General features: G+C 37.5%; 21 protein-coding genes. 17 read left to right on the forward strand and 4 right to left on the reverse strand.

What is annotated here, in order from left to right; genetic code table 11:
* The first annotated feature begins 193 nt into the window (after positions 1-193).
* Both ISU02_RS09995 and ISU02_RS10000 read left to right on the forward strand, forming a co-directional pair.
* Positions 194-649 (forward strand): hypothetical protein, encoded by a 456-nt coding sequence (locus ISU02_RS09995; protein ID WP_194701681.1) that lies wholly within the window; start codon positions 194-196, stop codon positions 647-649.
* 66 nt (positions 650-715) lie between these two features.
* Positions 716-1252 carry a hypothetical protein gene (locus ISU02_RS10000; RefSeq protein ID WP_194701682.1) on the forward strand — a complete coding sequence of 179 codons (537 nt, stop codon included), beginning with the start codon at positions 716-718 and terminating at the stop codon, positions 1250-1252.
* 177 nt (positions 1253-1429) lie between these two features.
* Here the strand turns inward: ISU02_RS10000 and ISU02_RS10005 are convergent, their stop codons facing one another.
* Positions 1430-2767 (reverse strand): MATE family efflux transporter, encoded by a 1338-nt coding sequence (locus ISU02_RS10005; protein ID WP_194701683.1) that lies wholly within the window; start codon positions 2765-2767, stop codon positions 1430-1432.
* A gap of 151 nt (positions 2768-2918) precedes the next feature.
* Here ISU02_RS10005 and ISU02_RS10010 point away from each other — a divergent pair, with 151 nt between their 5' ends.
* The 11 genes from ISU02_RS10010 (at position 2919) to ISU02_RS10060 (ending at position 17746) form a co-directional block, all read left to right on the forward strand.
* Complete coding sequence (locus tag ISU02_RS10010; protein ID WP_194701684.1) at positions 2919-3818, forward strand: LysR family transcriptional regulator; 900 nt, start codon at positions 2919-2921, stop codon at positions 3816-3818.
* Between the two features lie 110 nt (positions 3819-3928).
* Complete coding sequence (locus tag ISU02_RS10015) at positions 3929-4705, forward strand: acetoacetate decarboxylase family protein (RefSeq protein WP_194701685.1); 777 nt, start codon at positions 3929-3931, stop codon at positions 4703-4705.
* A gap of 127 nt (positions 4706-4832) precedes the next feature.
* Complete coding sequence (locus ISU02_RS10020) at positions 4833-7223, forward strand: Orn/Lys/Arg family decarboxylase (protein WP_194701686.1); 2391 nt, start codon at positions 4833-4835, stop codon at positions 7221-7223.
* A 57-nt stretch (positions 7224-7280) separates the two neighbouring features.
* A complete protein-coding gene (locus ISU02_RS10025) occupies positions 7281-8063 on the forward strand; it encodes a helix-turn-helix domain-containing protein (protein ID WP_194701687.1) in 783 nt (260 codons plus the stop codon).
* 12 nt (positions 8064-8075) lie between these two features.
* The gene (locus ISU02_RS24310; RefSeq protein ID WP_194701688.1) at positions 8076-10166 is read left to right on the forward strand and encodes a sigma-54 interaction domain-containing protein; all 2091 of its coding nucleotides are present in this window, start codon (positions 8076-8078) and stop codon (positions 10164-10166) included.
* 203 nt (positions 10167-10369) lie between these two features.
* On the forward strand, positions 10370-11662 hold the full coding sequence (locus ISU02_RS10035) for a dicarboxylate/amino acid:cation symporter (protein WP_194701689.1): 1293 nt from the start codon (positions 10370-10372) through the stop codon (positions 11660-11662).
* A 32-nt stretch (positions 11663-11694) separates the two neighbouring features.
* The gene (locus ISU02_RS10040; protein WP_194701690.1) at positions 11695-12870 is read left to right on the forward strand and encodes a MalY/PatB family protein; all 1176 of its coding nucleotides are present in this window, start codon (positions 11695-11697) and stop codon (positions 12868-12870) included.
* 37 nt (positions 12871-12907) lie between these two features.
* Positions 12908-14077 carry a trans-sulfuration enzyme family protein gene (locus ISU02_RS10045; RefSeq protein ID WP_194701691.1) on the forward strand — a complete coding sequence of 390 codons (1170 nt, stop codon included), beginning with the start codon at positions 12908-12910 and terminating at the stop codon, positions 14075-14077.
* Between the two features lie 290 nt (positions 14078-14367).
* Positions 14368-15738: an AAA family ATPase gene (locus ISU02_RS10050; protein ID WP_194701692.1), complete on the forward strand. Its 1371-nt coding sequence runs from the start codon at positions 14368-14370 to the stop codon at positions 15736-15738.
* A complete protein-coding gene (locus tag ISU02_RS10055) occupies positions 15735-16454 on the forward strand; it encodes an RloB family protein (RefSeq protein ID WP_194701693.1) in 720 nt (239 codons plus the stop codon). The genes ISU02_RS10050 and ISU02_RS10055 overlap by 4 nt, the downstream gene beginning before the upstream one ends.
* 110 nt (positions 16455-16564) lie before the next feature.
* Complete coding sequence (locus ISU02_RS10060) at positions 16565-17746, forward strand: hypothetical protein (RefSeq protein WP_194701694.1); 1182 nt, start codon at positions 16565-16567, stop codon at positions 17744-17746.
* Positions 17747-17829: 83 nt separating this feature from the next.
* On the opposite strand, the gene ISU02_RS10065 is transcribed toward ISU02_RS10060, so the two are convergent.
* A complete protein-coding gene (locus tag ISU02_RS10065) occupies positions 17830-18690 on the reverse strand; it encodes a DMT family transporter (protein WP_194701695.1) in 861 nt (286 codons plus the stop codon).
* 163 nt (positions 18691-18853) lie between these two features.
* On the opposite strand from ISU02_RS10065, the gene ISU02_RS10070 reads away from it, so the two are divergent.
* On the forward strand, positions 18854-19729 hold the full coding sequence (locus tag ISU02_RS10070; RefSeq protein ID WP_194701696.1) for a LysR family transcriptional regulator: 876 nt from the start codon (positions 18854-18856) through the stop codon (positions 19727-19729).
* 155 nt (positions 19730-19884) lie between these two features.
* On the opposite strand, the gene ISU02_RS10075 is transcribed toward ISU02_RS10070, so the two are convergent.
* Positions 19885-20205 carry a putative heavy metal-binding protein gene (locus ISU02_RS10075; RefSeq protein ID WP_194701697.1) on the reverse strand — a complete coding sequence of 107 codons (321 nt, stop codon included), beginning with the start codon at positions 20203-20205 and terminating at the stop codon, positions 19885-19887.
* Positions 20206-20420: 215 nt separating this feature from the next.
* On the opposite strand from ISU02_RS10075, the gene ISU02_RS10080 reads away from it, so the two are divergent.
* Both ISU02_RS10080 and ISU02_RS10085 read left to right on the forward strand, forming a co-directional pair.
* The gene (locus ISU02_RS10080; RefSeq protein WP_194701698.1) at positions 20421-21854 is read left to right on the forward strand and encodes an extracellular solute-binding protein; all 1434 of its coding nucleotides are present in this window, start codon (positions 20421-20423) and stop codon (positions 21852-21854) included.
* A 13-nt stretch (positions 21855-21867) separates the two neighbouring features.
* Positions 21868-23982, forward strand: a complete 2115-nt coding sequence (locus ISU02_RS10085) for a sensor domain-containing diguanylate cyclase (protein WP_194701699.1) — start codon at positions 21868-21870, stop codon at positions 23980-23982.
* A 112-nt stretch (positions 23983-24094) separates the two neighbouring features.
* On the opposite strand, the gene ISU02_RS10090 is transcribed toward ISU02_RS10085, so the two are convergent.
* Complete coding sequence (locus ISU02_RS10090) at positions 24095-24787, reverse strand: DUF4386 domain-containing protein (protein WP_194701700.1); 693 nt, start codon at positions 24785-24787, stop codon at positions 24095-24097.
* A gap of 261 nt (positions 24788-25048) precedes the next feature.
* Here ISU02_RS10090 and ISU02_RS10095 point away from each other — a divergent pair, with 261 nt between their 5' ends.
* Entirely contained in the window at positions 25049-26008 is a 960-nt protein-coding gene (locus ISU02_RS10095) for a D-2-hydroxyacid dehydrogenase (protein ID WP_194701701.1), read from the forward strand.
* Positions 26009-26118 lie beyond the last annotated feature (110 nt).

Below are 26118 nucleotides of genomic sequence, written 5' to 3' on the forward strand. Positions count from 1 at the left end.
GTATTAAAAGCGTCTCGTATTTGTCTTGAGTATTCAATATGAGGCGCTATTTTTATGATTTTTAAAGAATTGGAGATGAAAGGCGTTAGTGAAAGTTGGACAGAAATTGTGACACGATCTTCAAAATTGAAGAATAAAGTATATTATGGTAAAATAAAGGAAGTTATCAATAATTAAATAGGGAGGAAATCGGGTGAGTTTTTTAATACATAATTTGGCAGAATTTTTAATTACTTTTATTGACATTTACATCACGGTTTTAGGGAACATATTTTCGATTTATTTTTTTCTAATGACGGTCTTGGCTCTATGTTTATGGTATATCAAGAAAAAGGAAATTTGGGAAGATACATATTCGTTTGAGCACGGATTAGCCATTTTAAATGGCACAGGGTTTGTCGTATTTTGTATATCCATTTACGATGCGATCGTTGAAGCAGGGCCAATGGGTGTGGCATATTCCTTCTTTTTGCCCGTGAGTTTGGTATTTGCAGGGATATCTATAGTGATGTTATTAGAGCTGATTACATTTAAGTCAAAGTATAGAAAAGCACATCAAAAAGTCTTTGTACGTACTTTAGTGTCGACCACGATAATTCTGATTATTTGTGTGGTCCTGTTTCAATTTCTAAAAAGTATGTATCGTTAGGGTGTTGTCCAATTTTTGACTTTTGACACCCTAGCCATGTATGTCTAAATAAAAGGAGCCTTTACATTGAATGAGATTAAACAGAAGAGAATAAAAAAAATAATCACACTAGTAGTGCTATTTGCGATTGTACTCCATTTAATACCGATTCCATTTCATAAAACTTATGAGGCCATTGAAATCAAGCTAGATGATCCTAATTATCTTGAATATACTAAAGTTCACATTGATGGACTATATAAAATTAATATAGGTGATGATGCGTTTGATGGTCATATTGGTGTAGAGGGTTACGATGTAACAGAAGGTGAAGTGATATGGGATATAAAAATAAGTACACATTTAAATTTAAGTGGTCTATCATATCAATTGGACACAGATAGAGATCCGATGTATAGTTTCGGTAATATCATTTCTGAACCTTTCTTTAAACATTTTGCATTAGTCGTTTGGGATAATATTGCAGAAAACAAAAAGGATGTTTTTAGAATTCCAGATCATGGACATTGGAGTGGGACTGATGGGTACTGTATTGTACCCAATGTCACAACACGAGAAGAAGCGCTTAAAGCATTGAAAGCACTTAATATGATTAAGGAGTAATGGTAATTGACCACTTGGTTATCTATGATGTGGCGCCATCTAATATTCAAGTTACAGTATTCAATAATACCTCTAAAGGGATTGATACATTATACAAATCATTAAATTATTACTCAAAAGTTGGTCAATTTACATGCGCTCTACAATTTCAGGGGTTATTTTTAGGAGTTGCTCACATTAGTCTTTATACATTTCTGAATGGACTTTCGAATAGACAATCACCTGAAAGGCAACCACAGCAATCCAACCGATGCCAGTTGCAAGTGCAACTGCAGCTAAAGCGCATTTCGATACCAATACATAAGATAAAATAACGCGGATGGTAATATGCAGGGTTGTTCCTAAAAAGGGAATTTTAACTTGTCCACTGCCTCGAAAGTAGCCCACAAAGGCACTGCCGATAAAGCATAAAAAGTAGAAACAGCAGATGATTTGGATGTAACGGATGCCAAGTGCAATTGCTTCTTCGTTGGCGTTGGATATAAACAATTTTAATAAGAGTCGTGCGTTAAAAAGCATCATGATTGAGATGAATAAGCCCAAAGCGGTTAGCAAGAAGAGCCCTTTTTTAAAGCCACTGATAGAACGTGCTCTATTGCCTGCACCTGTGTTTTGTGCCACAAATACTGAAATGGATTCTGCGCCACTGTTGCCAAAAGCTTGCGCGATGCCTTCAATTCGGGTCGTTGCTGTATATGCTGAAATGGCAGCAAAACCAATACTGTTTACAGCACCTTGTACCAGTAGTTTTCCAATATAAAGACTGGATTGATGCAGTGCAGATATGAATGCAAATTGAGCTGTTTTATGGATGAGACTTGAATCAAAGCGCATATCTTCTGGTCGGATCTTTAAAAAGGGAAGTTGCTTTAGTATATAAAGTTGACATAGCCCTGCACATAAAAGCTGAGAAATCACAGTTGCCCATGCAGCGCCTGCAATGCCAAAGTTTAATTTGGCTACCAGTAATAAATCTAAAAATATATTAAGGAGCATGGCAAAAATTAAAAAAAAGAGTGCTATTTGAGTGTTGCCAATTGCTCTCATGGTGGCCGATAAAAGATTGTATATAAAGGTAGCTAGTAATCCTATAAAGATGATATTCAGGTATTGTCTTGTGTAGGCTGTTATTTCTAAAGGGGTATGAATAACCTTTAACAAAATAGGCATAAAAGTGATTGCTACAATGCTCAAGCTCAGAGTACAAGCGATTCCAAGTACTATAGATAGAAAAAGCTCGCGTCTTAGAGTATTATAATCGCCTTTTCCATACAAAGTGGCAACAATAAGAGCAACACCAGTACATCCACCAGCAATGACAAATATGAAGAGATTCATAACCGTACCGGCAACACCTAATGCAGCAAATGCATTTTCACCAACATATCGGCCAACAATGATCGTATCTACCGTATTGTAGAGCTGTTGGATAATATTGCCGATGAGTAGTGGCAGTGCTAATTTGATGAGTTGTGATTGAATAGGTCCCTCTGTGAGGTTAACTTTTTTTCCCATAAATGAATCTCCTGAGGGAATGTGATGGATTATTCTGATGCACTCCCATTATAATTTTAAGAAATTTAATTGTAAAATGCTTATTTATTCAATATAATATGCACTATACTTAATATTATAATCAAACGATTGCATTTGAAGGAGGTTGTTTATGACACATCTTGAAATTGATGCTTTTCTTGCAGTTATTCAATACGGAAGCATCACAAAAGCGGCTGAGGCCCTGTTTGTCACACAACCTGCATTGAGCAGAAGGATAAAGGTTTTAGAAAAAGAACTTGGATATGAACTTTTTTTGAGGCAAAAGGGCATTAGAAGTGTTGAAATAACAGATTCAGGACGTCACTTTATCCCAATTGCAGAGCAGTGGAAGCACCTTTGGATGGAGAGCCTCAATGTGCCTATTAAAGACAATAGTATTATTTTAAACGTGTCATCATTAGACAGTGTGAGTACATATATTATGCCATGGGTTTGCCAGTCTTTTTTGAGGAATGCTCCAGGGATGAACTTGACGATTCGCACGTTGCATTCATTTGAAGCCTATGAACAGCTGGAAAATGGGCTCATAGATTTGGCTTTCATTTCAGATCAAATGTTTTCAAGACATATTGAAACCATTCCCGCGTATGAGGAAGAAATGTTATTTGTTTGTTCAGAAAGTGCGGCTTATCCACAGGTGGTACATCCTTCGGATTTAGATGCGAGTAAGCAAATAAAGTTACCGTGGAATCCGGAATATGAGATGTGGCATGAGTACTGGTTTGGGAGTGCTGTAAAACCGCGTGTATTTCTGGATAAAATGTCGCTCATGGAGCATTTTTTGATACTAGAAGAAAGTTGGGCTATTGTGCCTGCCTCTGCGGCGACTCAACTCAGTTTGAGTGAGAAAATAAAAATACACCAAATCAAGGATGGTCCAACAGATAAACGCATTTACTATTTACTTGGCAGAAAACGTAAAATGGATGCAACTCATAAATTTTTAGAGGCACTAGACGCCTACATTGCAACTCAAAGTGGCATTCAACCTCTGTTGAAATTAAAGTAAAATCAATTTTGTACAATCCGCATGAATCCATTTCTGATAGACTATTTCTAATGATAGTGGGATAGTTTCTTTTTATTCCGAGTGGCTATTACAATTGAAGGAGGTCTATTATGATTAAAGGTTACACATTACCAAGAACGCCAAAGGGCAAGGCAAGTCTGGTACCACATCCGCCTTGGCATTACGTGGGCGACGTTGTTGCGATTGAATACACTGCGGATCGTGCCCTAATTGAAGCATACTTACCAGAACCATTGACACTGGAATCCACAAAATGCTGTATCTACTTTGTGGATTGGCAATATGCGTCTGAAGATGGCAAGGAATATCTTGATCCGGTTGAAAGTCAATACAAAGAGACGATTATTTTAATGTCAGCTTCATATAAAGGAGAGTCTATGGCATATTGTCCTTATATTTGGGTGAGCCAAGACAAGGCTTTTTTAAGGGGGCTTATTCAAGGGTGGCCAAAGCAAATGGGAGAAACGCACATTTCTAAAGCATTTGCACTGGAATCCAAAGCGGCACCCACAGGACATTTTGGCGCCACGTTAACAGTAAATGGGAAACGTTATATTGAGAGCCAGATTCTTTTAGATGAAGAAAATGCGGAAATGCCTTCGCCTACATTTGCAGGTTCTGCACTGTTGAGATATTTTCCTAACCTTGTGGGCGATAAACACGACGAACCGCTTGTCAATGAGCTCGTTCAGTTAAAATCAAGAGATGTAAAAGTATCCACGGTGTCTAAAGGTGACGCGCAACTGAACTTTGTGGTGTCTTCTGAACACGAACTCAGCGATTTTGCGCCTGTTAAAGTGCTCGGTGGCTATCGATTCCAAGTGGCTTTAACGGTGGACGATTTAAAGGTACTTGAAAAACTGTAAATGAGCGAAACTTACGGAACGCCTTATGTGAAAATAGAGTATATCTGTATGAATATGGGTATAGACTATGTGACTATCAGATGTGTTGCAAACACTGATAGAATACAAATACATAAGGAGCGTAACCATGAAGAAAATGGATAAAGCGTTGTGGCCAATACTGATCGTTTCAGATCAAATTGGCATGAAAAACGATTCGGGCATCTGGTTAGATCGCATTGCGGAGAAATTGATTAAGGATCAAGATTGCAGTATAATCTATTCATCATCCTACACGGATGCCTGTGATATCGTCAGATCAAGAGAAGATTTAGGAACTGTCTTAATGGATTGGGATTTGAAAGAAGCGCGTGAAAAAACGAGTCTAAAGAACGGCGTTTGGCTGGATCAAATGGCTATGAGATATGGTGAAAACCATAAGTTCTCCGATAGAATGCATGCAAGCGCTCTGGTCGAGTTGATTCGGCAAATTAATAAAAATATACCGATTCTGTTGATGACATCCCACGGTTCGGTGGCAGAAATACCAAGTGAAATTTTTAGTCAAATTAACGGCACGGTTTGGAAATTTACTGATACGCCTGAGTTCTTATCGGGCCGAATAGAGCGCAATGTTCTGGATTATACCGCTGCGACATTGCCACCTTTTTTTTCTGAACTTGTGAGGTATGTGAATGAATACAAGTATGCGTGGCATACACCGGGGCATATGGGTGGACAGGGTTTTTTAAGAAGTCCTTCAGGAACGGCATTTCATAAGTTCTTTGGTGAAGAAGTTCTCAGGGCTGATTTGTCAATTTCAGTGCCCGAACTGGGTTCGCTATTAGATCATAGCGGACTCACGGGTGATGCTGAGAAGTATTCCGCAAGCGTCTTTGGCGCAAGTGAAACGTACTATGTTCTCAACGGCACTTCCACAGTAAATCAGATTATCTGGAGGAGTGAAGTGTCCGCAAATGAAAATACACTGGTGGATCGGAATTGCCATAAATCTTTGAATTATGCCATGGTGATCACAGATGCAAAACCAGATTACATGGTGCCACTTAGAAATAAGATGGGGATTATTGGACCGGTCGAATTTGATTTGATCCCCAATAAAAGTGAGGATTATTATAAAATGTCTGCACTTACAAACTCGACATATGATGGTGTGTGTTATGATGTGACCAAGGTGATTTCTAAGTTAAACTGTGCTCAAAATTGGCATTTTGATGAGGCTTGGTATGCTTATGCTAAGTTTCACCCGATCTATAAAGATCACTTTTCCATGGATGTGAAGCCTCAAGAGGATAAACTTATTTTTGCATCGCATTCAACGCATAAACTTTTAACCGCTTTTTCACAAGCATCCATGCTTCATATTAAATTGCCAAACGATATTGCTTGCGATGCTGAGAAGACAGAATTGTATAAGACGAGATTTAATGAGTCTTATATGATGCACGGTTCAACCTCTCCACAATATAATATGGTAGCTTCACTTGAAGTGGCATCAAAAATGATGCATGATAATGGTGAGGTTGTATTTGATAACATCATTCGTGAGGCTATTGAGCTGAGACGCAAGATTGTCAGTATTAAAAAAGAACAGTCCTTTAACACAGATGAAACGAAAAAGTGGTTCTTCGATTTATGGCAACCACCAGAAATTGGAGAAGCTGATACGATTGAAACGCTTCTTGACCAACAAAATTGGCTGATAGGTCCGAATAACAAAGCTTGGCATGGGTTTGATATAAAGACAGATTATGCAATGCTTGACCCCACAAAGATAACGTTTACTTGTCCTGGTTTCAATTCGGTGGAAGGTGTAAAAGCGACAGAACAAGGGATTCCAGCAGCAGTTGTAACGAATTATTTAATAGATAAGGGCATCGTCTGTGAAAAATCGGATTACTACTCATGGCTATTGCTCAATTCAATTGGAACGACTAAGGGTAAGCAGGGCACATTAATCTCAGAGCTTTTAAAATTTAAAGCCTTGTATGATTCAAATGCCTTGTTATCAGATGTTTTTCCAACACTGGTCCATAAATACCCGAAACAATATGAGCATAAAACACTCAAAGCACACTGCGATGAGATGCATCAAGCCATTTGCCAGTTGAAATTGCTTGAAAAAATGGAGGCTGCCTTTAAGTCTCTTCCAAAACAAGTGGTCAAGCCAAGGGCTGCTTATGATGGTGTTGTAAAAGGGCTGGTGTCTTATAAAACTTTAAATGAGATCAAAGCAAGTGATCAAGAGTATACAGCAGGTGTCATGGTGGTGCCATATCCTCCGGGAATTCCAATGATCATGGGTGGAGAATCTTTTATGTACACTTATAAAGATTATGAAAATAAAGCCAAAGGTGAATTTGTTAAAAATTCATCTGTACTGGATTACTTGCTCATGCGTCAGGATTTTGAGAATGCTTTCCCAGGATATGAAGGCGATATTCATGGGATTGAACGCACAACAGATGCAGAGGGCAAGGTACTGTTCATGACTTTGGTGCCTAAAACGAATTTATAGAGTAAAGCTATTTTAAACCAGCACAGTGGATGTGAATCTGAGAAAGAAGGTAACCTTATGGGAAAAAGCAAATTTGAAACCACACGCTTTTATGACATGATTGAAGTGAAAGTCAACGATTCGCATCCTCACGCTTACAAACCACATTTGCATTCAGAACTCGCCATTGGTATCATCGAAAAAGGTGAGACGATTTTGACCATCAACGAAGCAGATTATGAATTTGGTGCTGGTGATGCAGTGATCATCATGCCTTATGTCGTCCATAATTGTCAGCCTAGAGATATTCATAATTGGGCATTTACGATGATTTATCTAGAGGACAGTTTTCGGGATGCCCTCATGGACTCTTTAAGTCCTGACTTAAAAATTGGAATTGCTAAATTGGGACAACCAGAATACAATAAAATCAAAGAACTCACGGGTATTTTAAAATCAGAGCAAGATGCTTTTCTAAAAGAAGTTGAAATCATAGACTGTATCAACATGATTGTGGATGCTATTGATGTGAGAGTTTCTAAAGAGAAAGATCTCGTGATGGAACGCATTAGAATTTATATAGAAGCACACTTTTTAGACAGTTTAAGTCTAGATGAAATTGCAACTGAATTCGATTTTAATAAATTTAGTCTCATAAGACGTTTTAAAAAGCTTTATAATGTGACGCCCAGTGCTTATCAGTTACAGCTTAAAGTCAATTACGCAAAGCATTTATTGAAGGGTGAAAATGATCTTGCAAAAGTTGCCCTAGAAGCCGGTTTTTACGATCAAGCTCATTTTTCAAGAGAGTTTAAAAAAGCCACAGGGTTGACACCTTTTCAGTACATAAAATCAAATTAAAAGGGGGATGCTGTGAGAAGAAGACTTGGCATAGTAACATCGAGTAGAGAAGTTGGCCTAGAGTATGTCAGGCAGATTAGAAGTGCGCTTGGTGATGGCTTTGACATGATTTCTTACTCTTTTGAAGCCAATAATATCAACACGATTTCTAAAATAGATGCTTTGGTGTTTAGTACCATATCCCAATATGAAATACTAAAAAAGCATTTGTCAGATGACATTGAAATCATCATATGCAAACTGACTATCTCTAAAGAAGGCTATGAACTCATTAAGAGGACACCAATATTAGGGAGCGCTATGCTGGTGAACTTGAGCTTTGAAATGTGTATTGAAACCATAGCAACACTTCAGCAATTAGGGGTAGAAGGTATTGAGTTAGTGCCTGTATATCCTAACATGAATTCGATTCCAGACCTTAAAGTAGCCGTAACCACTGGCGAAAAAGGCTTGGTACCACCCGGGGTGGAGCAGATTATTGATCTTGGGCATCGAAAAATCGATAAAAACACAATCCTAGAAATTGCTGTGGCAATGCAAATGGAGAATGTGCTCTCTGGTACACGTGTCGCTGATTATTTTGAGCATTTAGCCTCTTATAATCACGGCGTTGAATTTCTGATCAGCAAATCTAACCATATCATCAGACATTTTAAAACGTTGCTTTCCATCATGGATAAAGGTGTTCTCAGCATAAATGGCAAAGGTATTATCGAGAATTGCAATCAAGTGGCAAGAAGCATGGTGGGCGAGAACAAATCCCTTTTAGGGATTAAAGCAGAAGATCTTTTTCCGCAGATGGATATAAACCGGTACTTAAGTTCTCCAAAACCCGTATTAAATCAGTTGATTAATGTAAATGGCAACATGCTTACAGTTTCATTCGTCCCAGTGAAAGGATTAGAGGATTTTGAAGTAGATGCACTTGATGGTGTTTATATGCTCCTTGAAAGCTTTGAATCTGAAGAAGATAAACAGAATATGCTCAGGTTGCAATTGGCCAATAGAGGTCATATTGCTAAATATAATGTAGATCATATTATTGGTAAAAGTAAAGCTGTGGAAGATGTTCGAAAACTAATTATACGCATGGGCAATTCACAATCAGCTGTACTGATCACAGGTGAAAGTGGCACTGGAAAAGAACTCACAGCTCAGGCGATCCACAATGCCTCTCCCTTTAAAGACAAGCAATTTGTGGCAATAAATTGTGCTGCGATTTCATCAAATCTTCTTGAAAGTGAATTGTTTGGCTATGAAGCGGGTGCTTTCACGGGTGCTTCTAAAGGTGGTAAGTCGGGGATTTTAGAACTTGCGCATAATGGTACTTTATTTTTAGATGAAATTGGCGAGATGCCGTTAGAGTTACAGGCAAAATTGCTTCGCGTTATTCAAGAGAAAGAAGTGATGCGTGTCGGTGGCAATAAGATTATCAAAGTCAATTTTAGAGTGATTGCAGCAACGAATAAGAATCTGCTTAAAGAAGTTGAAAGAGGTACTTTTAGACAGGATCTTTTCTACAGACTCAATGTTTTGCCACTTCACATACCAGCTCTAAGAGAACGCGTAGAAGATATAACCGTTTTGATTGAGTCCATAAAGAGTAAAGAGGGTTACCACTTTTTATTATCTGATGAGGTCATTGCTTTTTTTAAGGCCTATGATTGGAAAGGCAATATTAGAGAACTCAAAAATTGCATTGAGTTTTTTGACAATATAGGCAAAGCAATTATTTCAATGGAAGATTTGCCACACTACATGGATGATGTGCAGGGATCGTATTATATACCAATGCAAAGGCCTGTTGAGGGTGAGCTCAATGATAAATGCCGTGAAGATGGCAATGATGAAATTGTCGATGCATTGACTGATCATGAATCATTTGTACTGACACTGTTATATGACAGTTTTCTAAGGCGAAAGCGGCTTGGAAGGAGGAGTATCTCTGAAAAAGCTTTTGAAGTGGGGCTCTATTTAAGCGAATATGATATTCGTGCCATTATGAACACACTTAAGGATAAAGCACTGATTTCTGTCAGTTCAGGAAGAGGTGGCAGTACCATTTCACCAAAGGGAATAGAATGGATTAGAGCGTGCCAGTAAAGATAAAGATAATTTAATTAAAAGGGTTAAAGGGCGATCCAAAACGCCCTTTAACCCTTTTAATATATATGAACCCTTGCAATATTTTGGTGAGAAGTGGGTATTTAGAGGTGTATGACGATTTCTTATCATTTGGCATCAGAATTGCACTAAGTATAGGTGCGTCGACGCCGATGAAGAAACTTTAAAATGGGGAGGTTCACATGTCTGAGATTATTTCAAAGCGTTCTATTTTTAAATCGTATCAATCGATGATATTACTATTAATAGGTATCATTACGGGGTGTATCGTTGGTGCGGTCATGGGGGAAAAGGCTCAAATGTTCAAGCCTTTTGGTCAAATATTTTTGAACTTAATGTTTACAGCAGTGGTGCCATTGGTATTTTTTAGTCTTTCGAGCTCAGTTGCAAAGATGACCAATATGAAAAGACTTGGTAAAATTTTAAAAAATGCATTATTAATATTCTTCATTACGGGTATTATAGCTTCTATTTTTATTATTGCAGTTGTGACAGTTGTTCCACCCGCACAAGGCGTTAGTATTGAAATGGGTACGTATGATGAAGCAAGTCAAATGAACATGATGGATCAAGTGGTTAAGGCGCTTACGGTTAGCGATTTCAACTTGATTCTCTCTAGAAATGCAATGTTGCCATTGATCATATTCGCCATTGCATTTGGTTACTGTGTGAGTTTTGTTTCTAAAGAAAGGGGCCTCATTAATAATCCTGTGACGGACTTTTTAGATATTTGTTCTGAAGCCTTTATGAAAATGATCAATCTCATCATGCTTTATGCGCCAATTGGTTTGGGGGCTTATTTTGCTTCACTAGTCGGGACTTATGGTTCAGAGCTCATCAATGCCTATGCAAGAGCCGTCATTATGTTTTTCCCAATTTGTATTGTCTATTTTTTAGTGTGTTTTACGGCTTATGCGTATTATGCAGGTGGTGTACGTGGGATCAAAGCATATTATGCTAATATTTTACCAGCAGTCGTGACTTCTCTTGCGACTCAGAGTTCAATCGCAACATTGCCAACGAATCTTACAGGCACAAAGCGTATGGGCGTTCCAGAGGACATATCCGATATCGTACTGCCACTAGGCGCTACGATTCATATGGATGGGACCGCGCTGACAACACTTATGAAGATTGCTTTCTTATTTGGTCTTTTCAATATGCCATTTACAGGGCTAAACACTTGGATAACAGCTATTGCAATTTCTGTTATGAGTGGTGTGGTTATTAGTGGTATTCCAGGCGGCGGCATGATGGGTTCGCTGATTATTGTAGGTTTCTATGGTTTTAATCCAGATGTGATTCCAATTATCGTCACAATAGGTATGTTGACAGATGCCATAGCAACCATGGTAAATGCCACAGGAGATGCCGTGGCGGCAATGATGGTGACAAGACGCGTTGAAGGCAGAGATTGGATGGATAAAACGTCTGATCAAACCTATGCACCCTTAGAAGACGTTAAAGCGAGTTAAGAAGCAGAAGATAAAGAAAGGGAAGCTAATCCATGTATAAATTTGATGAAAAAGTAAATCGAAGTAACACCAGTTCTGTTAAGTATGAAGAAATGAATTTAAAGTTTGGACGTTCAGACTTAATGCCCTTTTGGGTTGCCGATATGGATTTTAAATCGCCACAGTTTATGTTAGATGCCTTAAAAGAGAGAGTAGATCATGGGATTTTCGGTTACACGAAGCGGATGCCTGAATATTATGACGCTGTGGCAAGTTGGCTAGACAAAAGACACGGTGTCGTGATTCAAAAGAGTGATATTGAGTATGGACCAGGTGTTGTTTTCTTACTCAACATGATGATCCGTTTATTTACAAAACCGGGTGAAAAGATTTTGATTCAGTCCCCAGTTTACTATCCTTTTAAAGCGATTATCGAAAAAAATAAACGTATTGTAACCGATAATGTGTTGGTTTTAAATGAATCGCATTATGAAATCGATTTTGAGGATTTAAGTCAAAAAGCACAGGACCCTGATTGCACAATGATGCTACTCTGTAATCCACATAATCCCATAGGACGTGTTTGGAAAGAAGCAGAGCTTTTAAAAATTGCACACATTTGCAAAGAAAACAAAGTTCTGTTGATATCGGATGAAATTCATTTTGATCTCGTTTATAAGCCAGCGGTGCATTATTCACTGGGTAAATTAGGCACTGAATTTGACGATCATATCATCGTCTGCACAGCGCCAAGTAAAACCTTTAATATTGCAGGGCTTCACAGTGCTTACTGCCTAATTAAAAATAGCGATATGATGAATCTGTATCGAGAAGAGTTAGGGTTATTAGACCTAAATAGGTCCAATGTTTTCAGCAGAGAACTGACACAAGTTGTCTATGAAAAAGGGGCAACTTACGTAGATGAACTCGTGGCGTATATTGAAAGCAATATTGTTTTCGCAAAGGATTACATCGAAAAACATATCCCCGAAATCAAACCCATGCCAATGGAAGCGACTTACTTGATGTGGCTTGATTGTAAAGCACTGAGGCTTTCAAATGAGGCACTAGACGATCTTTTTATAAACAAAGCAAAATTGGCCTTGGACAGTGGTTATTGGTTTGGAGATTCAGGTCAAGGCTTTATGAGACTTAACTTAGCCTGTCCCAAATCCATGTTAGAAGAAGGCCTGATGCAGTTAAGCAATGCTGTAAAAAGTATCCAATAAGTTGATTAAAGTGAAAAAGACATAAGGAGATAGAGTCATGAAATTTAATACGAAAGCAATACACTATGGGGCAATTCACGATAAACAATTTGGTGCTCACGTGAGTCCACTGTATCAAACCTCAACATTTGTCTTTGATGATTGCGCTCAAGGTGGAGATCGTTTTGCAGGGCGAGATAGTGGTTATAAGTATACGCGTTTAGGCAATCCAAACACAAATGAAGTGGCAGCAAGAGTGGCAGCACTAGATGAGACTGATGCTGGGCTTTACACGAGTACTGGCATGTCGGCAGTATCCACAGCACTTCTTGGACTCTTAAAGGCAGGAGATCACTTTATTGCATCGGATTGTCTTTACGGGGGTACTGTGGCAGTGATCAATAAAGTCATCACTCAATACGGCATTGAAATGGAATACGTTAAAGTTAACGACGAGGATGCTTTTAGAAATGCCTTTAGACCTAATACGAAAGTCGTTTATATTGAAACACCGGCGAACCCGACATTGGAACTGATTGATATTGAAATGGCTGCAAAAATAGCACACGAACACGGGGCTGCTCTAATCGTTGACAATACGTTTATGACGCCTTATCTACAAAAGCCAATATGTTTGGGTGCAGATGTTGCGGTTTACAGTGTTACTAAGTACATCAACGGTCATGGTGATGTTGTGGGCGGCATTATCACGGGTAAACAAGCTTTTATAGATAAAATCAACAATCCACATCTTTTAAATTTAGGCGGAACGGGATCGCCATTTGATGCATGGCTTGTGGCAAGAGGTTTAAAGACACTTGGTCTTCGCATGGAAAAACACTGTGAAAATGCCATGAGCGTTGCCCGATATTTAGAGAAACATCCTAAAGTGGATAGAGTCTATTTTCCAGGTCTAGAATCATTTCCGCAATATGCACTTGCTCAGAAGCAGATGAAATTGTTTGGGGGTATGATTGCCTTTGAATTAAAAGGAGGATATGAAGCTGGCGAGAAACTGTTGAATCATTTAGAACTCATCTCTTTGGCTGTGAGCTTAGGTGGCGTGGATTCTCTAATTCAACATCCGGCATCGATGACGCATGCCGCTGTGCCGCCAGAGGAAAAAGTCAAGGCGGGGATCACGGATGGTTTGGTTCGTATTTCAGTAGGAATAGAAGATATAGAAGACTTAATAGCAGATTTGGACAATGGCTTTAAGTATGTTTAGTCCGAGCATCAAAAGTCAAAATTTGAATACCTCTTCTACCCTGTGGTGACGTTTATGAGAAGGACATACAGCATAGGGGAACGGCTTATGCGAAACTGCCCTTTAACTATGAACAAACTTATAATTTAGAACAAAGAAGGCCTTAAGTCATCTCGATGATGAGATTGTTTAAGGCTTTTCTATTTGTGCAAGAAAGGATAAAGAGAAAAAATCTCTTTATCTTTGACACGGGAATCATATGGGTTTATAATAATGATGAAGAGAAAAAATCTCTTCAGGAGGTATAGATTATGCTTATAAGATTTAGCGTTGAAAATTTCAAATCCTTTGACGATAGACAAACGCTTGTGATGATTCCAGCTAAAAAGCTTAAGACTAACAAAGAACATGTGATTCCTTTGAACAAGGTGTCTGTTCTCCGTAATGCGACTATATATGGAGCAAATGCTTCAGGCAAAACGAATATTATAGATGCAATCCGGTTTGCAAAGTATGTGATTACAAAGAAAATCCCTATAGAAGCTAGCAAAATGTACTGTAGAGTTTTCTCTGAAAATCAAGAAATGGAAAGTAAATTTGATTTTGAAATCTACAAGAACGGCAAATTCTATGCCTATGGTTTTAGTTTATTAATGAGAGATCAGATCATAAAATCTGAGTGGCTTTATGAACTATTGCCGGGAAAAAACACTCAGACTATGCTGTTTGAAAGAGAGACCGATACCAACAAACTTGAGCTTGGCGAAAATTTGATGCTCGACGAGATTGATACCATGCGTTTTAAAACCTATAAATTGGACTTTGAAGATAACAATACAGGGCTATTTATTAGAGAAATGAACCGCAATAAAAAGATGAATGAGGAATCAAAACTCACTTTTTTCAGAGATGTTTTTGAATGGTTTGATGAGGATTTGGTAACGATTTTTCCTGATCAACCCATTACAGATTTTGAATACTTCTATGGTGATGGTGGCAATGATAAAATCAATGAAATCATTGAATTGTTTGATACAGGAATCTCAAAAGTCAAAATTGAGGAAATATCTGTTGCAGATTTAAAAAATAAAATACCTACTAAAATAGCGGATGATATTCTACAATCCTTTAAAAACAAAGTTGAAGACTCTGCGGATAATATGAAGACTATGATGTCGTTAAGAACAAATAATGCTTTCTATAATATAAAGGGTGCTAAGAGGGAAGAACCAGTCATTTCGACTATTATGCTTGAGCATGGCAATGCATTTAGCGACTTTGAATTCTCAGAAGAGTCCGATGGCACAAGAAGATTATTTGACCTACTGGACATTTTAATCAGCAATGAAAAGAACAAAATTTACGTGATCGATGAATTGGAGCGAAGCCTTCACCCAAAGCTGACCTATAAGTTCTTAGAACTTTTTTTCGACCATCTCAAAGAGAATGATACGCAACTTATTTTTACAACACATGAATCAACTATTATGGATCAGGAATTATTAAGAAGAGATGAAATTTGGTTTGTAGAGAGAAATAAGAATAACATTTCACATTTATATTCGCTAGATCGTTTTAAGGAGCGTTATGATAAAAAAATAAGCAAGGCATACCTTGAGGGTAGATATGGAGCAGTGCCTGTACTGAAAAACTTTTCAGACAAGGTGGGTGAAGAAGAATGAGCCCTCTGAGAGAATTCCGGTCACTTACAACTAGATTTGAAGAAGACGTTAAAATAGATCTATTAAGAAGATACTATTTGATATTTGAAGGTGCCAATACAGAAAGGAAATACTTTCAAGGTGTTGCTAATAATAGAAAAGAGCTGGATATCAATAGTCAAATTGAACTTGTGATTCTTCATAAGGAAGGTGATATCGGCAGTTTCAGCCATCCAATTAAATTACTGGAGTTGATTGAGGAAAAGAAAAAATACTTAAAGCGTAATGGCAAATTTGATAGAACAATTGATAGATTTGTAATTGTCTTTGATCGTGACAGCTATGAAGCGACAAAGGATTATGTTGAATTTATAGATAAAGCAAGTGTAGATAATATTCTGATAGTGACTAGTCCATGTTTTGAACTGTGGTTGATTTTGCATTATCAAAATGCTATTGAAAAACATATTATACCTAATAAGAAGAGATTGTTTGATAATGAGAAAGTGAGTAGTTCACATACCTTTGCGAGTCGATTATTTTCTGAAATCTCAGGAACTAATCCTAAATCGGGAACATTTTTCAATAAATTAAAGAGCAGGATTGATCTTGCGATTGAGCAAGAGAAGTCATTAGAGCGGGATATTTTTAAAATGGATACAGAAATCGGATCAAATGTTGGGGTTTTGATTGAACAGATGAGAGAAGATCCAAGGGATATGCTTAATAAAGATTAGTAGTTGAAATGAAAAGTATTGATCCTTTTCAAAATTTTAGTGTTTTAGAAGTAATTAAAATGAGCATATATTTTTGTACAGAATACATTAAAATTCTAAGGAGTAAAAATGTGGAAATAAATGAGAACCCGTTTGAATATCATGAAAATGTTGAATATGTAGCATGCGTTGGCAACAACGGTGGAACAGATAATTATGATATTCTAATAGGCTTTAGAAAATCTGTTGAAGTTCTAATTAATGCTGTCAAGCAAGGTGCTTCTGAGGATACTCTAATTTATCCGATTCTGTACAATGCGAGACATAGTGTTGAATTAAGTCTGAAATTGATTATTGAGAGAATTTTTAAAATTTATGATATTAAAAAGAAAGCGATTGATCCAACGGATAAAAGAACATTTACTCATGATATTAAGATATTAGATTCAGTTATTCTTAAATATTTTGGAGTTGATAAACGAATTTATGAACTATATAATAAAGCAAATACTTTTTTAGTGGATTACTTTTTTGATGTAGATGGTGATGCTTTTAAATATGATACGGATCATAGTGGCAATTATCATATGATTAAACATGGTATCTCGTCAATTAGTATTGATATCCTCGAAGTTAAGTTTAATGAGCTTATGCAATTGCTTGATGAATTAATTTACAATCTTAATCTTATGTGTGATGAATATAAAGTCGGGACTTTCACAAAAAGTCTTTCAAGAGAAGATATCAAAAATATCGCTCATTCACTTCCTAAACGTGAGCAGTGGGTAAATGAAGTGTTTAAGGATAAAAAGAATAAAATTAGATCGGAATACGGCATTGGCTCTCATGAATTATCGGAAGTAATTAATCTGATTCAGAAACATAGAGAATTTTGTGTCCTGATCAATTTGGAGATCCTGATTGGGGATATTCCGATCAATGAACTCAGAGATTACGCCAATTTAGTTTTGAAAATTGAAAAGTACAGTATTGAAAATGAACAACATCCATTCTCCAAGGAGTTGCTATTTAAAATCCAAGAAAAGGAAAGATTAAGGAAAAGATTATCTGAAGGCATTTCTGATAGCACCATAACTTTCTTGATGACATTTAGAGAGTTCGGACGTTGCATGGAATGCTACTCAGAGATGTTTGATGAGATTCATGCTTACTTTAAGAGCTTAAATTTAAATAGGAGAGATTCTCTTAATAAACTCAGTAAGTTAAGCACTTGTAAGTGTGTTTTAGTTGGAATGGAAAGATGTGGCCAAAAAACATATAAGAATGTTATCGAAAGTATAATGAATTTTTAGTATATGAGATTTCAAGGCCCTTTGTATTCAAAATACGGACGAAAATCAATATTTTTTCCTTTACTTATTAAAAGATCCATCCCTTATACGACCACGCACATGGCCACAACGCCTAAAAAGGTTAAGAGAACACCGCCGATCTTAGCGTAATCTTTGGATTCAGAGAGCAAGTTTATCCCCAAAATACTGCTGAAGATAATGCTGAGCTGTCTGATTGGTGCGATTATGCTCACAGGTAACGTTTTCATGGCAAAGAGTACAAGTACATAAGTTAATGGCGATAAAACGGCAATGATGAGGGCTTCTTTAAAATGATTTTGAAATAAGTGTTTTGCCTTATGAGGCGATTTGATCACGAGAGGTGTCAAAATAACGGTGCGACCTAGGTTGTTTAAAAAATCCAGTATCAGAGGTGAGATCAGCAATACAGACATCGTATATTTATCACTCAAAGTATAGATTGTGACCATTAAACCACAGAGCAGAGCGAATCCAATGGAAATCGGGCTTCTCTTTAGGTTTTTTATTTGTAATCCAGACAGGGTCATAGTTCCCATCAGGATCATGGCAATACCAATAAACTGAATACCTTGAAGGGATTCACCTAAGAAAAATATTGCGAATAAAACGGTAAAAACAGGAGACACACCTCTTGTTACAGGATAGATAATGGACAAATCCCCAATCCTATAGGCCTGATCCAAAAAGACAAAATAGAAAATATGCGCGAGGACACTCAATGTACAAAAGAAAATGCCTAAAGGTGTTAGAGTAAAAGGATATCTTATTAGTATTAAAGCAATTACTGGCACGTATAGAATACAGGCCATCAAGGTGAACAGCCAAACAAAGAGAATGCCGCCTTGCACTTTTTTTAATACATAGTTCCAATAGGCATGCATTATAGTGGATAAAATAACAAATAGGAATGCAATTAAACTCATAAAATACCTCCGTAAAAAAAATCTATGTACTCATCATAATTTATTATATAATATTTAACAAACGGATATAATAGATAATAAATATTTAAATTTCAGATATTTAAATTATAGATAAATAGATAATAAACACTGGAGCTTAACAGATAGACATATGGAGGTATGAATGTATTTCATAGGCATAGAGGCATTTTTAGCCATAGTAGAAAGCGGTAGCATTTCAAAGGCTGCAGATCTTTTACATATTTCTCAATCTTCGGTGAGCTATCGACTAAAGACTCTGGAAAACGAACTTGGCTTTCAACTTTTAGAGAGGCATCAAGGCGTAAGGGGTATTACACTCACCAGTCAGGGCCATAGTTACCTAAATGTGGCTGAAAAGCTCATGATTTTAAAAAATGATACAGATCATATCAGAAAAATGGATTATAAGATAAATGTTAGAATAGGTGTGGCCGACAGCATCAGTTTATTTTTGCTCCCAGAGCTTTACAAGTCGGTTATTGATGAATTTGAAGAAATCAGACCTTTTATCATGACTCAACACACTATTGAAACTTATGAAACTATAAAGTCGAAAGAAATGGACATCGGATTTGTGAAAAGTGAATTTAACATGCCCAATGTTTTTGTCAAGAAAATTATAGATGAAGAAATGGTACTTGTGAGGTATGGCAGTTCTTCAAAGTATACTCAGCCAATAGCGCCAAGTGAACTTGAAAGTAAAGATGAAATCTTTATGGATTGGGGGTACGCTTATCAAATTTGGCATGACAATTGGTGGAAGCCCGACGACTATTTAATCCGTGTGGATGCAGCACATCTGGTGTTTAATATGCTGGATCATGAAGACAAATGGACTATTGTGCCAAGGTCAATTTATAATGCATTTGCCGACAAAGGCGTATTTATTGAACAGAAGTTAACTTCAAGTCCACCCAATCGTTCCTGTTTTATGATTTACCATAAATATGCAGACAAGCTGAAGCAACCCTTTATTTCATATGTTGAACAATATCTTAGAGATATTTACAAAATCTAAAGGTGTCGCTTAAAAATTGAGCAGGTGAGTACATGAAAAGGTGAGTACATGATCCGGTGAACACATGTGGGGATGATCGGATGAATACGTGATTATAGAAAAAACCTCCATAAAAATCATCTGTTGAACAGGTTTTTATGGAGGTTTTTTATGTGTTATTTTATGACAACCGCAGTTCCAGCAGCAGTAACCATGAGCATATTGTTCGAAGTGCCCAATACTTCATAGTCAATATCTACACCGATCACTGCATTTGCACCCATCTGTTTTGCACGTGCTTCCATCTCTTTTAGAGCAGCGGATCGTGCATCAACGAGTTCACCTTCATACGAATTAGAGCGTCCTCCAAAAAAATTGGTAAGGCCTGCCGCAAAATCTTTTACAAAATCCACACCATTAATCACTTCTCCAAAGACGATGCCCTTGTATTCAATAACTTCTCTACCTTCAATTTGATTTGTTGTTGTAACAATCATATTATACCTCCTTATAAAATAAATGTAACGATATCATTTCTTTTTATATTTTTCTGGCCTCTTTAGGATATAATAACAAAAAAGCATTAAAAAAGTGTTAAAGAAATCAAAAAGGTCTCGTAAATTGATAATAAAATAATATGTTCATATGACTGTATTTAGGGTATAAAGAATAGACAATCATAGTTGATAGAAAGCTAAAAAAGGGGAGAATTATGAAGAGCATATTAAAGTTGGGCACATTAATGGTCTTTATGTTGGTGATGGGAATGCTTTTTGGGTGCAGCCATCTGATGGAGAAAAGTAGCTTGTTGGACCCCAATAAACCTATTACGGTAACAGTTTGGCATTACTACAATGGTAATATTAAGGAGTCTTTTGATGACTTGGTATCGGCATTTAATGAAACGGTTGGCATGGAAAAGGGCATTGTGGTTGAGGCTAAGAGCCAAGGAGATGTCAATCAGTTGGCGACGGCAGTATTTGACGCTGCAAATGGCTCTATTGGTTCTTCACCGATGCCAGACATATTTGCATCCTATCCGGATAACGCTTACAGAGTGAGCCAAATTATAGATTTGGTAAGTTTGGAAACTTACTTTTCTGAATCGGAAATCAATGCCTATAGACGTGAGTTTTTAGAAGAAGGTCAATTCTTATCAAATGGCCAATTGTTTATTGTGCCTATTGCCAAGTCAACGGAGAACTTGTTTGTCAATAAAGATTATTGGGACAAATTTGCTTCTGAAAATGGTTTTACCGATGAAGACTTAAGCACATGGGAAGGTCTTTACAATGTCTCAAAAGTCTATTATGAAACCACAGGCAGGGGGTTCTTTGGAATAGACGCCAGCGCTAATTTTATGCTCTTGGTGTCCATGCAGCTTGGGACAGAACTGTTTGATTATTCGGGGGATAAGGTCGCTTTTAATTTGACGCCTGAAGTTGCAAAACACATATGGGATTATTATTATACGCCTTATGTAAAAGGGTACTTTTCAAAAACAGGTCGATTCTGTTCTGACGATGCTAAGACGGGCACTGTACTTGCTTATACGGGTTCCACTGCAGGTGCGGCATATTTTCCAACTGAAGTGACTTTTAGTCAACAAGATGTACATTCAATTGAACCGCTCGTATTACCATATCCTTACTTTAAATCGGGAAAACCTTACGCGATTCAGCAAGGTGCAGGCATGTGTATTTCAAAAAGTGACGCGGCACATGAATACGCGGCGACACTTTTCTTGAAGTGGTTTACAGAAGCAAATCAAAATCTAAAATTTGCAGTATCCACAGGTTACCTTCCTGTAAAAAATGAAGCTCTGGAAGAGACAAAATTACTTGGGGCCTTGGAAGGGACAGAACCAACGAATCCGGCGATAAAAGCGTCCATTATGACAACTACAAAAATGTTTGAAAGATACGAATTTTACAATAACAAGCCATTTTTAGGCAGTTATGAAATTAGAGTTTTGCTTGAAAAAAATATGTATGAAAAAACAGTGAGAGATTTAGAACAAATTAAGGAACGTGTGGACAACGGAGAAGATCGTGAACTTGTTATTGAAACCTTAATTTCACAAGAGGCATTTGGAAAATGGTATGAGCAAATATTACATGAAGCCAATTTGATATTAAAGAAATAGAAAGGCTATTCGTATGGCAAAGATAAGATGGCATAAAAAGTCCATAGTCACAAGGCTCACATTCTTTGTAGTTATTATCATCGTGATTCAAACTGTCATTTTGGTGGGCAGTTTAATTACCGGTGGGGTTTTAAATCAAGCAGAGAAGAATGCCTATCAAGCTTTTTATGAAAAAGTGAACAACAGAAGAGATTTCGTACAGCGCGAAATGAAAAATCGTTGGACGAACTTAGAGCCGTATTTATTACCGATATCCAAGATGATTTCTAAAGAAGGTGTTTCTACAGATGCTGTTTTTGGTGAGGTGGTCACAGAGTTAATTGCCATGCTCAGAACAACGCAAGTGTCTGGTGTCTATATGATCCTTGATCCAAATGATATAACCATGGATAAATATCCTGCTTTGTATTTAAGAGATTATGATCCCGTTACAAATTTGGATACCAATGATGATATTTATATGATCTGCGGCCCCTCAGACCTTGCGAAGCGTATGAAAATCCCACTGGATCAAACTTGGCAATACAATCTAAAATTGACCGAGGAGAACAGCGATTTTTACTTTAAACCCTATAAAAATGCGCCGTTGACAACAAAGGCCAGCTACTTAGGTTATTGGAGCAAGCCCTTCAGACTCTCCAAAGGAGATTTGCCAGTGCTCACTTATTCGATGCCGCTATTTGACATAAATGGAGTGCTCAAAGGTGTTATTGGTGTGGAAATAACCTTAAACTATTTGACACAGTTTTTTCCAGCATCTGAATTGCAGCCTCAGGATTCCTTGGGCTATATGATTGCCTATAAGGACCATTTAAATGAATTCCTAACGCCTATTTTTATGGAAGGGGCTTTGCAAAAGCGTATGATTTCCAGTACGAGTCCCTTGGATTTGAGTGTTGTGGATGAAAATAGAAATATCTATATGCTCAACAAGCATGAAGGCGTTGAAAATATCTATGCAAGTGTTGAAAAGATAGGTCTTTATCAATTTAATACACCATTTGAAGATGAACAGTGGTATATTGTTGGCTTCATGAGAGAAGATTACCTTCTAAATTATGTTAACAGGATTAAACATATTCTCTGGATGTCGCTTTGGATTTCTGCCATCGTGGGTATTTTTGGAGGTATTTTAGTCAGCTATCAAGTATCTAAACCCATTATCAACCTCGCCAATCAAGTGAGAGAGAGCGATAAAAGTAAAATAATGCGATTGAAACCCACGGGCCTTTTGGAGCTTGATGAACTCTCCAGTACTATGGAATTTACGAATAAGTTGATGCTTGCGTCTGCTTCTAGACTTTCTAGGATCAGTGAGATGTTTGATGTTCCCATAGGCGCTTTTGAGATTAATTTAACCACAGAGCGTGTCTTTGTAACAGACTATTTTTTTTCAATTTTAGAAGTTGAAGCACACAAAAAAGCAAATTTAGAGACTAAAGTGGGCTTTATTAAGCTAATTGATGAAATATTAGATAATCCAGAACCTGATGAAAGTGATGTCTATCGATTGAGAGAGGATCCACCTCGATGGGTAAAAATAAAAATGATTGAAGATGTAGACTTGATGTACGGCATTATTATGGACGTTACAGAAGAAATTCGAGAGAAAAATCAAATAAAATTGGATCGAGATTTAGATCCGTTGACAAAACTGCTCAATAGAAAGGGCTTTCAATGGCAATTTGAGTCATGGAACAAAAAAGACCATTTTGGAGAAGCGGCTCTATTGATGTTCGATTTAGATAATTTAAAAATCATCAACGATTCTTATGGCCATAAATGGGGAGATCAATATATTATTCACGCAGTTGAAGGCTTGGAGACGATTACAGATAACGATCATAAATTGTTAGGCAGGAGATCGGGAGATGAATTTGTCATGCTGCTCTATGGCTTTGAAAGCAAGGCAGCCATTCGCAAATGTATTTTGAATTTTTATGAAAAAATGGGCAGGCAGTTCATTGAGTTACCAGATGGAACACAAAAAACCGTTGCCATTTCAGCTGGCATTATGTGGATGGATCATCCGGAACTCAGTTATGACGAACTCTTGCATTATGCAGATGAGGCTCTATATGAGTCTAAAAGGCACAATAAGGGCCGTTTTACAGAAAGCCAGTATTAGAAGTATTAGAGAGCCAAATACCAAAAGCGCAAAACAGCGCGCAAACTGATGATTAGTGTGCGAATAGCAGATAGATGGCATATGGCGGCAATAGATTTTGAAGATTCAAAAATTACTTGCCGCCTTTAATCCATAGCCAGATGCCGAAACCTAATTCACCAACGATCATTGGAAGACTTAATAGGGTTTCTAGAGTTGTAGTGAAAGCGTGAAAATCAGGGAAAAAACGGTACAGGATATGGATGAGCGCGTAACTTAGCCCTGCAATCAATAGGAGAAGGCCAATGAAATTGGGCACTTGATGATCTTTGGATGCAAGAAAACCAATGCATATCAAGTGAAATCCAAAGAGAATTAAGCCGAGAGACCAAAAGTAATCAAATTGTTGAAATAGGATCATAATATGTCCTGGATCAATGGAATCACTGACCATGTTGGCACTTGAAGCTATTCTTGAAATTTGGACTAAATTGATAACGGCTGTGATGAGCAGGGCAACATAACTTAATCTAAAAATAGCGCCCAATGTGGAAATTTTACGATTTGTTTTTAAAAAAAAGACATAGAAACCCCATGAAACTAAAACATCTGTAACGATGATTAAAAGCCAGCCCAGAAGTCCTGCTTTAAATAAGCCAGAGGCTTCTTTAAGGTTTGAAAGGGTTAAAAGCGGATCGGTATTCACAAAAATTTGATTGTTAACAAATCCATATGAAAAAGCCGCTGCAAGTGTCATAATGAATAATGAAATGCTTGAAAAAAGCGCTGCTAAGCGGAGTGAGTTGATTTTGGGATGATTTGTCATAAAAGACCTCCTAGAAATTTATTAAAATTAAAATACAATTTTTAAGATGCATATGAGATGTTCAGTGAACAGGTAACCTATTAAGTTATAGGTTACCTGTATTATAAGCTTTAAGGATGAAGAACGCATTGACTTAAGTCAATGCCAGTGTGTATACGGTTGGATCATTTTAATTTAAAGTGTAACGGCGGGACCCATTATAAAAAAGAAATGTCAAAGTAAAAAAGAAATGTCAAAATAAATACGAAGGGAAAAAATGAGATGAAAATAGTTGTACTTGATGGTTATACTTTAAACCCGGGGGATTTGTCATGGGAAGCACTGGAAGCTTATGGTGATTTAAAGGTGTATGATCGAACCGATGAAGACCAAATTGTTGAAAGAATCGCGAATTGTGAAATTGTGTTCACCAACAAGACGCCGATTACGGAATCGGTCCTGAAAGCATGTCCGAATATCAAATTCATATGTGTTTTGGCCACTGGATACAATGTCGTGAATGTTCAAATGGCTAGAGATCTAAAAATCCCAGTATGTAATATTCCCACATATGGAACGGATGCCGTTGCACAGTATGTGTTTGCTCTATTACTTGCCCTGTGCCACAGAGTAGAAGCGCATTCTGAGTCTGTTTTTGAAGGTGAATGGTCCAAAAGTTTAGACTTCTGTTATTGGCAATCACCGCTTATGGAACTGGTGGGCAAGACCATGGGCATTATCGGTTTTGGACGCATTGGGAAGAGAACTGCTGAGATTGCAAATGCCTTTGGCATGAAAGTCATGGCCTATGCCAGACATCCCGATCTTGCGCTTGCGAGTGATCAACTTTGCTATGGCACATTGGAGGAAATCTATGAGCACTCTGATGTTATTTCGCTCCATTTGCCGCTGGTTGAGGAAACACAAGGTATGATTGATGAAGTTGCCATTTCGAAGATGAAAACAGGCGTTATTCTCATCAATACTTCAAGGGGTCCCTTGATTGTAGAATCCGATCTTGTGGCCGCATTGAAAGCAGGCAAAATTAGATCTGCCGCACTGGATGTTGTCTCTGTTGAACCTATTGAAGAGACGAGTATCCTTTTAGAGGCCCCCAATCTGATCATTACGCCCCACATCGCTTGGGCACCCAAGGAAGCGCGTGAGAGATTGCTCCATATTGCTGTGGACAATTTGAAATTGTTTTTAGAGGGCACGCCTATCAACGTTGTAAACGAATGATGCTGTAAAGGATCTCTACGAGTAAAAAACTCAGCCATTATAACAGGTATATCGTGTACAAGTTATGATGACTGGGTTTTTAAAGTTGTTTTTGGGGATTATTTATAGTG

Source organism: Fusibacter ferrireducens (genome assembly GCF_015352425.1).
Taxonomy (GTDB): Bacteria; Bacillota; Clostridia; order Peptostreptococcales; family Acidaminobacteraceae; genus Fusibacter_A; species Fusibacter_A ferrireducens.